This window comes from Streptomyces sp., assembly GCF_031178505.1.
GTDB lineage: Bacteria > Actinomycetota > Actinomycetes > Streptomycetales > Streptomycetaceae > Streptomyces > Streptomyces gulbargensis.
In genome coordinates this window covers 1-10852 of record NZ_JAPSIW010000169.1, presented here as the reverse complement: position 1 = coordinate 10852, position 10852 = coordinate 1, and the positions used below count along the sequence as shown (strand labels likewise).

The 10852-nt window shown below is 70.0% G+C and carries 10 protein-coding genes; 2 read left to right on the top strand and 8 right to left on the bottom strand.

Translation table 11 applies throughout. The features are described 5' to 3' along the window. Positions 1 to 1161: phosphoribosyltransferase domain-containing protein (locus RIF68_RS14230; protein ID WP_309051600.1), on the bottom strand; the 1161-nt coding region annotated here is incomplete at its 3' end. A gap of 18 nt (positions 1162 to 1179) precedes the next feature. After that, the gene (locus RIF68_RS14225; RefSeq protein WP_309051599.1) at positions 1180 to 2385 is read right to left on the bottom strand and encodes an HpcH/HpaI aldolase/citrate lyase family protein; all 1206 of its coding nucleotides are present in this window, start codon (positions 2383 to 2385) and stop codon (positions 1180 to 1182) included. Between the two features lie 208 nt (positions 2386 to 2593). Between RIF68_RS14225 and RIF68_RS14220 the strand changes: the two genes are divergently transcribed. Then, a complete protein-coding gene (locus RIF68_RS14220) occupies positions 2594 to 3496 on the top strand; it encodes a TerD family protein (RefSeq protein ID WP_309051598.1) in 903 nt (300 codons plus the stop codon). Between the two features lie 10 nt (positions 3497 to 3506). Here RIF68_RS14220 and RIF68_RS14215 read toward each other — a convergent pair whose 3' ends face one another. From RIF68_RS14215 to RIF68_RS14190, 6 genes are all read right to left on the bottom strand, one after another. After that, entirely contained in the window at positions 3507 to 4244 is a 738-nt protein-coding gene (locus RIF68_RS14215) for a Tellurium resistance (protein ID WP_309051597.1), read from the bottom strand. 105 nt (positions 4245 to 4349) lie between these two features. After that, positions 4350 to 5498, bottom strand: a complete 1149-nt coding sequence (locus RIF68_RS14210) for a DUF475 domain-containing protein (RefSeq protein ID WP_309051596.1) — start codon at positions 5496 to 5498, stop codon at positions 4350 to 4352. Positions 5499 to 5527: 29 nt separating this feature from the next. Then, positions 5528 to 6103 (bottom strand): TerD family protein, encoded by a 576-nt coding sequence (locus tag RIF68_RS14205; RefSeq protein ID WP_309051595.1) that lies wholly within the window; start codon positions 6101 to 6103, stop codon positions 5528 to 5530. Positions 6104 to 6320: 217 nt separating this feature from the next. Then, on the bottom strand, positions 6321 to 6896 hold the full coding sequence (locus RIF68_RS14200; protein ID WP_309051594.1) for a TerD family protein: 576 nt from the start codon (positions 6894 to 6896) through the stop codon (positions 6321 to 6323). Between the two features lie 172 nt (positions 6897 to 7068). Beyond that, complete coding sequence (locus RIF68_RS14195) at positions 7069 to 7527, bottom strand: peroxiredoxin (RefSeq protein WP_309051593.1); 459 nt, start codon at positions 7525 to 7527, stop codon at positions 7069 to 7071. 137 nt (positions 7528 to 7664) lie between these two features. After that, a complete protein-coding gene (locus RIF68_RS14190) occupies positions 7665 to 8087 on the bottom strand; it encodes a DUF3052 domain-containing protein (RefSeq protein WP_309051592.1) in 423 nt (140 codons plus the stop codon). Between the two features lie 418 nt (positions 8088 to 8505). On the opposite strand from RIF68_RS14190, the gene aceE reads away from it, so the two are divergent. After that, positions 8506 to 10852, top strand: a 2347-nt coding sequence (aceE, locus tag RIF68_RS14185; protein WP_309051591.1) for a pyruvate dehydrogenase (acetyl-transferring), homodimeric type, incomplete at its 3' end; no start/stop codon positions are given.

The following is a 10852-nucleotide window of genomic DNA, read 5'->3' as shown; positions in this document are numbered from 1 at the left end:
GTACATCAGCTCCTCGAAGCCGAGGACGAGGACCCGGGCGCCTGTTCCCCGCGCGGTGCCCGGAGCCGTGGGGGCCGGCTCGGGCAGGGCCTCGGCGATCCGGGCGGCCATGGCCGGCAGGGCGGCCTCCAGGCGGGCGCGGTGCCCGGGGGTGAACCCGTGCCGGCCGCCATCCGGGACCCCGGCCGGCCAGTCGAGCGCGACCCGTACGACCTGCGGGGCCGCGGGTACGGCCTCCGGAGTGAGGGGGCCGGCTCCCGCACCGGCCGGGCTCGTACCGCCCGCGCGCGCACCGGCACCACTCCCACCGACGCGGCCCGCGCCGGCCGTGCGGACGAGGCCGGCGCCCGTACCCGCCGGGCCCGCACCGGTGACGGGCGCGCGCCCGTCGGCCGTACCGGGATCCGCGCCGGGGGCTTCCGGGGCCGCGCCCGTCGCCGTACCTGCCGCCGCGCCCCCGCCGCCCTCGTACCGGGCCACCAGCGCCTGGCCCTTCTCCAGGACGCCGGCCGGGAGGCGGACCGTGCCGGCCGCCAGGGTGACGAGGTCGACGCGGGCGCCGAGCTCGGCGGCGAAGGCGGTGAGCCGGTCGCGGTCGGCGGGGCCGCGCATGTCGACGAGGGCGACGACGACGTACCGCTCGCGCGGGTAGCGCTCGTGGAGGGCGCGGACGGTGTTGAGGACGGTGTTGCCGGTGGAGAACTCGTCGTCGACGAGGACCAGCGGGCCGTCGCCGGCCAGCAGCCCCGGGTCCTCGGGCAGCAGCAGGTGGGAGGTGGCGTGGGAGTGGGACTCCTCGAAGCCGCCGGCGCCGGCCACACCGGGCACCGGGCGGCGGGTCGAGTGCAGGTACGGGGCGAGGCCGAGGCCGTCGGCGACGGCGTGGCCCAGGGCGGTGGCGGTCTCCGCGTAGCCGAGGACGACGGCGCGGGCCGCCTCCTCGTCGCCGAGGAGGTCCCGTACCCGCCGCCCGAGGTCCAGGCCGGAGCCGTACACGACGGAAGGGCGCTGGGGCACGTGCTTGCCGAGCACGCTGGAGACGAGCAGGTGCGCCCGCTTGGGGTTACGGCGCAGTGCGAGGCCCAACAGGGCCGGTAGCGCCTCGTCGCCGATCAGTTCGACGCCCAGTCGCTCCGCGACCCACGTTCCGGTCCACACCACGTCGTCGACGTCCCTTCGTCAGCCGGCCAGGCCGGCGGTGAGCAGTTCCACGAAACCGACGTCCTCCTTGGCGACGCCGAAGACCTCGGCGCGCAGGAGGGTGCGCTCGGCCCAGGCGCGGTGCGGTTTCACTTCGTTCATCTTGTTGGTGTACGCGGAGCGGAGCACGCCGCCGCCGCACTGTTCGGGCCGCAGGATGTCCTGGGCGTCGCTCCACTCCTCGTGGCTGACGACGGAGAGGGCGTGGACCGGCAGCACGTGGGTGGGGTGGATGCAGGTCTTGCCGAGGAGGCCGTTGGCGCGGTCGAGTTCGATCTCGCGGAGCAGGCCGTCCATGGCGTGTTCGATGAGGGCGGTGCGCAGGTCCTCGGCGCGGCCCTCGAGGAAGGGGCTGCGGCGGAGCTGGGGCTTGAACATGCGCTCGCCGGGCCGGAAGTACTCCCAGACGGGGCCGGTGATGGTGAAGCCGGTGCCGTCGGCGCGGCCGAGGACGTTGACGACGTCGGCGATGACGTGGGCGACGATCTTGACGTCGTAGGCGGTCATGTCGGGCGAGCGGCGCAGGCCGTAGGCGGAGCAGAAGTCGGTGACACCGAGGCGGAGGGCGAGGACGCGCTCGCGGTACTTCTCGGTGAGGGCGGCGATGCCGGCGAGGGTCTCGGCCCGGGTCTCCAGGTGCAGGAGCTCGGGCGATTCGAGGACGGGCATGGCGAAGAGGCGGCGGCCGCCGGCCCGCTCGGCCTCGGTGAGGGCTTCGAGGAAGGCCTGGCCACGGGCCTCGGTGAATTTGGGAAGTACGAATCCGGACAGCAGGCGGACCGTTTCGCCGAGGCGGGAGACGAGGTCGGTGATCTGTTCGGGCCGGCGGACGCGGATGAAGAGGAGGGGCAGGTCGCCGGGGGCGGGGGCGTCCTCCCCGGCCGCGTGGCCGCGGGAGTCCTCCTCGTCGGCGAGGGCGGCGAACTGGCGGACGAGGTTCTCCTCGCCGGCCTCCACTTCGCCGTCGCTGATGGAATCCTCCAGGCAGAGGACCATGGACGCCACTCCGCGGGCCGCCTGTTTGCGGATGTCCTCGGCCAGCCGTGGCCGGGTGGCCGGGCTGTAGAGCGTGGCGCCGAGGGCCACGGCGAGCGTGCGCGCGGGCGAGTCGGCCGTGAAGACGGCCGGCTCGCAGTGGAACAGCCCGGCCCGCGAAGCGGACGGGATGTGCCCGAAATGACGCATGTAACTCCCCCGTCTGGCTCTCCGAGCCCGGACGACACGTGGCCGGTAATAGTACGTAGGTGCGGGTGTCCGCAGTTCCCAGCCTGCATGAAATTCAGGTAACTCGTCTGCATCCGTCACCTCGCTCCCTCGCCCGTTCGCGCGGTCCGCGCCGTCCGTGGTGCCCCCGCGTTGTCCCGCGGACGGCCGGGAGGGCAGGATTGCGGTCATGACGCACGCGATGCTGAAGGGCTCCAACGTCCCTCTCGACACCGCGGCCGTACGGGCCGTGCTCCGCTGGACCCCGGGCCCCGGGGTCCCCGACGTGGACGCCTCGGCCCTGCTCCTCGGCCCGGACGGGCGCGTGCGCTCCGACGAGGACTTCGTCTTCTACAACCAGCCGCGGCATCCGTCCGGGTTCGTCCGCCGACTGCCGAAGAAGCGGGTGGCCGAGGGGCTGACGGACACGGTCGAGGCCGATCTCGGCGGGCTGGACCCGTCCGTCGACCGGGTGGTCGTCGCGGCCTCCTCGGACGGCGGGACCTTCCGTTCCGTCTCCGACCTGCGGATTCTCGTCTACGACGCGGCCGGCGGGTCCGAGGGGGAGCCGCTCGCCCTGTTCGACGTGGTGGCGGAGACGGGCGAGGAGACCGCGGTCATCTGCGGTGAGCTGTACCGGCGTGGCGAGGGCTGGAAGTTCCGCGCGGTCGGTCAGGGCTACCTGACGGGTCTGGTCGGGCTGGCCACCGACTTCGGCATCTCCGTCGACGAGGACGCCGCCGAGAACGCCGGTGCCGACGGGGCCGGTACGGACGGGGGGAACGGCGCGGGTGCCGGTGCGGCGACGGGAGACCGGACACCGGCGGAGGCCGGAGCCGGGACGGCCGCCGGGGACCCCGATCTCGACGCGACCGTGGTCCACGCCCCCGTACCGCCGCTGCCGGCCGTACCCCCGCAGCCCGTCGCGCCCCCGCCGATGCCGGACCGGGCGCCCGCCTACGGGTATCCGCAGCAGCCGGTGAACTCGCCCGGGCCCGCCTACGGCTATCCGCAGCCGGTGCCCGCGCACGACCCGCACGCCGGGCCGGAGTTCCGGATGCCGCCGATGGGACCGCAGTTCCTCCGCCCGTGACGGCACGGCCTCAGGCCTTGGTCTTGTAGCCGCGTCCCCACTGGAGCCCCCAGCCGTAGAGCCGGTCAAGTTCGGCCTGGAAGCCGTACACGAACCGGACCTCGCGGCGGACCGTCAGCTCGCCCTTGGTGTTGTCGACGGAGAAGACGGCGCAGGACCGGGCCTGCGGGGCGCGCTCGTCCAGATCGATCTCGATCCGGGGGCCGCTGCTCGGGTAGAGCGTGACCGTGGCGTGGGTGCGGTCGAAGGCCGGGGTCTGGTCGTAGATGTACGCGAAGAACAGCAGGCGTTTGATCTCGTCCTTGTGGTCCAGATTGACGAAGATCGTCTCCCCGGAGGAGCCGCCGAAGCGGTCGTCGCCGCTGAGCTTCACGTACGGGGCGGCGTTGAGGTCGCCGAAGAAGTCGCCGAGCGGCTGGACGACGCCCTTGCTGCCGTCGGTGAGCTCGTAGAGGCAGCCCAGGTCGAGGTCGACGTTGACCACGCCCTGGGTGTGGGCCTGGACGACCTCGGGCTTGAACAGCCGGGACGGGTGGCGCAGCAGCTGTCCGCTCTGGCGGGTGCGGCCTTCGAGGTCGGAGGTGCGCATGCGCCACGAGAGGTTGACGCGGAGGTTGCCGGTGTCGGCGCCCTGCTTGGCGAGCGAGACCGACGGGCGCCGTTTCGTCAGGTCGATCGCGTTGGCGGTGGCGCTGCCGAAGTCGTACCGCGCCGCCCTGCCCGGAAACAGGTTGTCCCAGAAGGCCATGACGCCTTCACCCCCCACACTCGTCGCCTGTACCGCACACATGCCTGCGGGGCGGCCGGGTGCTCCGGCCGCCCCGCAGTGAAGCGTTCCTCGTCGGCGGGGGTGTCACACCCCGGACGTCACCTCTGTCTTGTCGCCCGAGGAGCCCGAACCGCCGCCGGCGGCCGCGAGGGCCTTGTTGCGCCGGACGGAGGACCAGAAGGACCAGCCGATCAGGGCGACGCCGATGCCGCCGGTGACGACCTCGGGGATCTGGTACTGGATGCTGATCATGAGGACCACGGCCAGGGCGCCGATGGCGTAGTGGGCGCCGTGCTCCAGGTAGACGTAGTCGTCGAGGGTGCCCTCGCGGACCAGGTAGACCGTGAGCGAACGGACGTACATGGCGCCGACGCCCAGGCCGAGGGCCATCAGGACGATGTCGTTGGTGACGGCGAAGGCGCCGATGACCCCGTCGAAGGAGAAGGAGGCGTCGAGGACCTCCAGGTAGAGGAACATGAAGAAGGCGGCCTTGCCGGCGAGCTGGACCGCGGACGGCTTCTTGCCGCTGCGCCGGGCCGCTTCCTCCGCCTCGTGCTCGCGCTCCTCTTCCTCCTCCAGCTTGTTCTCGAAGAAGCCGGAGAGACCACCGACGACCAGGTACGTGATCAGACCGGCGATACCGGAGATGAGAACGGTCTGCGCCTTGTCGACGTGGGTGCCGCCGTGCTGGTGGGCCTGTGTCGCGAAGGTCATGGCGCTGATCATCAGGACGATCAGGGCGATGCAGATCGACAGCATGTCGATCTTGCCGAGCTTGGCCAGCGGGCGCTCCAGCCAGCCGAGCCACTTGATGTCACGGTCCTCGAAGATGAAGTCGAGGAAGATCATGAGCAGGAACATGCCACCGAAGGCGGCGATCGACGGGTGCGCGTCGGTCACCAGCTCCTGGTAGCGCTCCTTGTCGGTCATGGCCAGATCGACGGCCTCGATGGGCCCGATCTTGGCGCTGACGGCGACGATGACGACGGGGAAGACCAGGCGCATACCGAAGACGGCGATCAGGATGCCGATCGTGAGGAAGATCTTCTGCCAGAAGGCATTCATCTTCTTCAGGATTCCGGCGTTGACCACCGCGTTGTCGAAGGAGAGCGAGATCTCGAGGATGCAGAGGATCGCGACGATCCCGAACGCCTCCCACCCCCCGTAGAACACCGCGGCGACCAGGCCGAGCGCAGTGATCGCGAACGACCAGCCGAAGGTTTTCAGAACCACTGTCTACCCCATCGTGTAATAACGCGGCTTTACGAAACGTTGACCCCGAAGTCTAGAGCGATGCCGCGCAGACCCGACGCGTACCCCTGACCGACGGCCCGGAACTTCCATTCGCCGTTGTAACGGTAGAGCTCACCGAAGATCATCGCGGTTTCGGTGGAGGCGTCCTCGGAGAGGTCGTAGCGGGCGAGTTCCTGGCCGTCGGCCTGGTTCACGACCCGGATGAAGGCGTTGCTGACCTGACCGAAGGTCTGTCCGCGAGGGTCGGCCTCGTGGATGGAGACCGGGAAGACGATCTTGTCGCAGTGGGCCGGCACCTTGGTGAGGTCGACGATCAGGGACTCGTCGTCGCCGTCGCCCTCACCGGTGAGGTTGTCACCCGTGTGCGCGACGGAGCCCTCGGGGCTGCGGAGCTGGTTGTAGAAGATGAAGTACTCGTCGCCGAGCACGCGGCCCGCCTGGCACATGAGCGCGCTGGCGTCGAGGTCGAAGGGGGCTCCGGTGGTGGAGCGCGCGTCCCAGCCGAGTCCCACGAGGACCTGGGTGAGGTCGGGTGCGGCCTTGGAGAGGGAGACGTTGCCTCCCTTGGCGAGCGTGACGCCCATGATGATCGGTTCCTCCCCGGTTGGTCCCGCTGTCCTGCGGTGCTGCTGTTGTTCCCCCGCGCGGCCGGTGCGGCACCTTCGGCCGTACGGCACCTTCGGCGGGCCGTCCCGTACGGGCGCCCTCCGCGGGGGCGGCGGGGCCGGCGGGGTACGGTCCGCCGAGGCACGTCCGGCGCCGCACGTGGTGTGCGGCGCCGGACGGGACGGGCGGCTCGGCTCAGACGTTGACGCCGAAGTCCTGCGCGATGCCGCGCAGGCCGGAGGCGTAGCCCTGGCCGACCGCGCGGAACTTCCACTCGGTGCCGTGGCGGTACAGCTCACCGAAGACCATGGCGGTCTCGGTGGAGGCGTCCTCGGAGAGGTCGTACCGGGCGATCTCGGCGCCGCCGGCCTGGTTCACGACGCGGATGAACGCGTTGCGCACCTGGCCGAAGGACTGCTGGCGGTTCTCGGCGTCGTAGATCGACACCGGGAAGACGATCTTGGAGACGTCGGCCGGGACCGCGGCCAGGTTGACCTTGACCTGCTCGTCGTCGCCCTCGCCCTCACCGGTGAGGTTGTCGCCGGTGTGCTCGACGGAGCCGTCGGCGCTCTTGAGGTTGTTGAAGAAGACGAAGTCCTGGTCGTTACGGACCTTGCCCGCCTCGTTCACCAGGATGGCGCTGGCGTCGAGGTCGAAGTCCGTACCGGTGGTGGTGCGGACGTCCCAGCCCAGACCGACGGTCACGGCGGTGAGGCCAGGGGCCTCCTTGGTCAGCGAGACGTTGCCGCCCTTGCTGAGGCTGACTCCCACGAGTCCCTCCATAGGTTTCCAGGGGCAGCGCCCCCAGTCGTGCGTTGGCATCGGATCAACGTCTGGATCCTAGTGACGGGTTCCCCGTCGAAACAGACGATTCGCCCGGAGAATCGTCGGGTGTCGGATCCGGCCGGTTCCCGCGGGACCCCGAGGGGGCGCCGCCGGCGGGTCAGAGGGTGTCGAGCGCCTTGATGTACTCGCCCAGGTCGCGGGCGTCGGGGAGGGCGTTGACGACGGTCCAGCGGACGACGCCCTCCTTGTCGATGATGAAGGTGCCACGGACGGCGCAGCCCTTGTCCTCGTCGAAGACGCCGTAGGCGCGGGAGGCCTCGCCGTGCTTCCAGAAGTCGGAGAGCAGGGGGTAGGTCAGGCCTTCCTGCTCGGCGAAGACGCGCAGGGTGTGGATGGAGTCGTTGGAGACGGCGAGGAGCTGGACGTCGTCGTTGACGAACTTCGGCAGGTTGTCGCGGAGCTCGCACAGCTCGCCGGTGCAGACCCCGGTGAAGGCGAAGGGGTAGAAGAGGAGCACCACGTTCTTCTCACCGCGGAAGTCGGAGAGCCGCACGGTCCGGCCGTGGTTGTCCTTGAGCTCGAAATCCGGGGCCTTGGTGCCGACCTCGATCGCCATCGCGTGCGCATCCCTTCGCTGCGGGTGTCCGTCCGATCCGTCGGCCCCGTTGGGCCGAACCGGTGGCCCCACCCTACGGGGTGCGCACGAAAGCCCCCGCCGGGCGGTCCGGCGGGGGCTTCTCGCAGCGTTGGGGATCAGCGCTTGGGGGTGGCCAGGCGGGTGCCCGTCCAGTCCTTGGCGACGCTGATGCTCTTGGTCTGGGAGAGACCAGCTGTCTGCGCGGCATCGTTGATGTCGGACGGCTCGATGTAGCCGTCACGGCCGGTCTTCGGGGTCAGCAGCCAGATCATGCCGCCGTCCTCGAGGAGACCGATGGTGTCCACCAGGGCGTCGGTGAGATCGCCGTCCTCGTCGCGGAACCAGAGGACGACGACGTCGGCGACGTCGTCGTAGTCCTCGTCCACGAGGTCCTGGCCGATGATGGACTCGATGCCTTCACGGAGATCCTGGTCGACGTCGTCGTCGTAGCCGATCTCCTGGACCACCTGTCCGGGCTCGAACCCCAGCCTTGCGGCTGGGTTGGTCCGCTCCTCCGCGTGGTCCGCGGTCGCGCTCACGGCTTGCCTCCTGATCATGTAACGGAAAATGCTCGGGCCACGCGTGCGCGCGGCGCTGGCCGTAGTCCACACGTGCCGGGGCGGATCGCGCAAGTACCCGGCCGTCGAGACCGCCGAAACGGTGACGTTTGGGGCCGTCTCGCCGCAACTTCCGGCTCGTACCTACCCGGCTCCGCGATCAGGCACACTCGATTCGTCCCGCTCTGCGGGCTTGTGTGGTTTCAGTCTGCCGAACGCCCGGACGAAACGCATGCGCGGGTTGGGCGTAAGGTTGCGATTTGACCACGCCGGACGCGCCCCCTGGGTTACCCCTCGGTAAAGATGACGTTTGCGGTCGGTGGGGTACACGATGGTCATCCCGGCTTCAGTGGGGCTCCCGCTCCCCGTGGGGGTCCCTCCCGACCAGCGAAGGAACAGTGTGGCTCCCGGATCCGATCGCAACCCGATCATCATTGGCGGCCTTCCCAGCCAGGTCCCGGATTTCGACCCGGAAGAGACCCAGGAGTGGCTCGACTCCCTCGACGCCGCCGTCGACGAGCGGGGCCGGGAGCGGGCCCGCTACCTCATGCTGCGGCTGATCGAGCGGGCCCGTGAGAAGCGCGTGGCCGTGCCCGAGATGCGCAGCACGGACTACGTCAACACCATCGCCACCAAGGACGAGCCGTTCTTCCCCGGCAACGAGGAGATCGAGCGCAAGGTCCTGAACGCCACCCGCTGGAACGCCGCCGTCATGGTCTCGCGCGCGCAGCGCCCCGGGATCGGCGTCGGCGGGCACATCGCCACCTTCGCCTCGTCCGCCTCGCTGTACGACGTCGGCTTCAACCACTTCTTCCGCGGCAAGGACGAGGGCGACGGCGGCGACCAGATCTTCTTCCAGGGGCACGCCTCCCCCGGTATCTACGCCCGCGCCTTCCTGCTCGACCGGCTGACCGAGACGCAGCTCGACGGCTTCCGGCAGGAGAAGTCGAAGTTCCCGAACGGCCTCTCGTCCTATCCGCACCCGCGGCTGATGCCGGACTTCTGGGAGTTCCCGACCGTGTCGATGGGTCTCGGCCCGCTCGGCGCGATCTACCAGGCGCGGATGAACCGTTACATGGAGGCGCGCGGCATCGCCGACACCTCCGCCTCGCACGTCTGGGCCTTCCTCGGCGACGGCGAGATGGACGAGGTCGAGTCCCTGGGCCAGCTGTCCATCGCGGCCCGGGAGGGGCTCGACAACCTCACCTTCGTCGTCAACTGCAACCTCCAGCGGCTCGACGGCCCGGTGCGCGGCAACGGCAAGATCATCCAGGAACTGGAGTCGATCTTCCGGGGCAACGGCTGGAACGTCATCAAGCTGATCTGGGACCGCTCCTGGGACCCGCTGCTCGCCCAGGACCGCGACGGGGTCCTCGTCAACAAGCTGAACACCACGCCCGACGGCCAGTTCCAGACGTACGCCACGGAGACCGGCGGCTACATCCGCGAGCACTTCTTCGGGGGCGACCACCGGCTGCGGGCGATGGTCGAGAACATGTCGGACCAGCAGATCCTGCACCTGGGCCGTGGCGGGCACGACCACAAGAAGATCTACGCGGCGTACGCGGCGGCCAAGGCGCACAAGGGCCAGCCGACGGTCATCCTCGCGCAGACGGTCAAGGGCTGGACGCTGGGCCCGAACTTCGAGGGCCGCAACGCGACCCACCAGATGAAGAAGCTGACGGTCGACGACCTCAAGCGCTTCCGCGACCGGCTGCACATCCCGATCGCGGACAAGGACCTGGAGAGCGGGCTCCCGCCGTACTACCACCCCGGCCCGGACTCCGAGGAGATCCAGTACATGCACGACCGCCGCAAGGCGCTCGGCGGGTACGTGCCGACCCGGGTGGTGCGGGCCAAGCCCCTGACCCTGCCCGACGACAAGGCCTACGCGGCCGTGAAGAAGGGATCGGGCCAGCAGTCGATCGCCACGACGATGGCCTTCGTCCGGCTGCTGAAGGACCTGATGCGGGACAAGGAGATCGGCAAGCGCTTCGTGCTGATCGCGCCGGACGAGTACCGGACCTTCGGCATGGACTCCTTCTTCCCGAGCGCCAAGATCTACAACCCGCTGGGGCAGCAGTACGAGGCGGTGGACCGCGAACTCCTCCTCGCCTACAAGGAGTCGCCCACCGGCCAGATGCTGCACGACGGGATCTCCGAGGCCGGCTGCACGGCCTCGCTGATCGCCGCCGGTTCGGCCTACGCCACCCATGGCGAGCCGCTCATCCCGGTGTACGTCTTCTACTCGATGTTCGGTTTCCAGCGGACCGGCGACCAGTTCTGGCAGATGGCCGACCAGCTGGCCCGCGGCTTCGTGCTCGGTGCCACCGCCGGCCGCACCACGCTGACCGGCGAGGGCCTGCAGCACGCGGACGGCCACTCGCACCTGCTGGCCTCGACCAACCCGGCCTGTGTCGCCTACGACCCGGCCTTCGGCTTCGAGATCGCGCACATCGTCAAGGACGGCCTGCGCCGCATGTACGGCCCCGAGGCCGAGGACGTCTTCTACTACCTCACCGTCTACAACGAGCCGATCCAGCACCCGGCGGAGCCGGAGGACGTGGACGTGGAGGGCATCCTCCAGGGCATCCACCGCTACAAGGCCGCCGAGGCCGGCGCGATCCCGGCGCAGATCATGGCCTCGGGTGTCGCCGTGCCGTGGGCGATCGAGGCGCAGCGGATCCTCGCCGAGGAGTGGAACGTGCGGGCCGACGTCTGGTCCGCGACCTCCTGGAACGAGCTGC

What these genes read in the sequence shown, in the direction of transcription:
- RIF68_RS14225 (WP_309051599.1), bottom strand. Translation starts at nt 2,385, where the DNA reads ATGCGTCATTTCGGGCACATCCCGTCCGCTTCGCGGGCCGGGCTGTTC.
- RIF68_RS14220 (WP_309051598.1), top strand. Translation starts at nt 2,594, where the DNA reads ATGACGCACGCGATGCTGAAGGGCTCCAACGTCCCTCTCGACACCGCG.
- RIF68_RS14215 (WP_309051597.1), bottom strand. Translation starts at nt 4,244, where the DNA reads ATGGCCTTCTGGGACAACCTGTTTCCGGGCAGGGCGGCGCGGTACGAC.
- RIF68_RS14205 (WP_309051595.1), bottom strand. Translation starts at nt 6,103, where the DNA reads ATGGGCGTCACGCTCGCCAAGGGAGGCAACGTCTCCCTCTCCAAGGCC.
- RIF68_RS14195 (WP_309051593.1), bottom strand. Translation starts at nt 7,527, where the DNA reads ATGGCGATCGAGGTCGGCACCAAGGCCCCGGATTTCGAGCTCAAGGAC.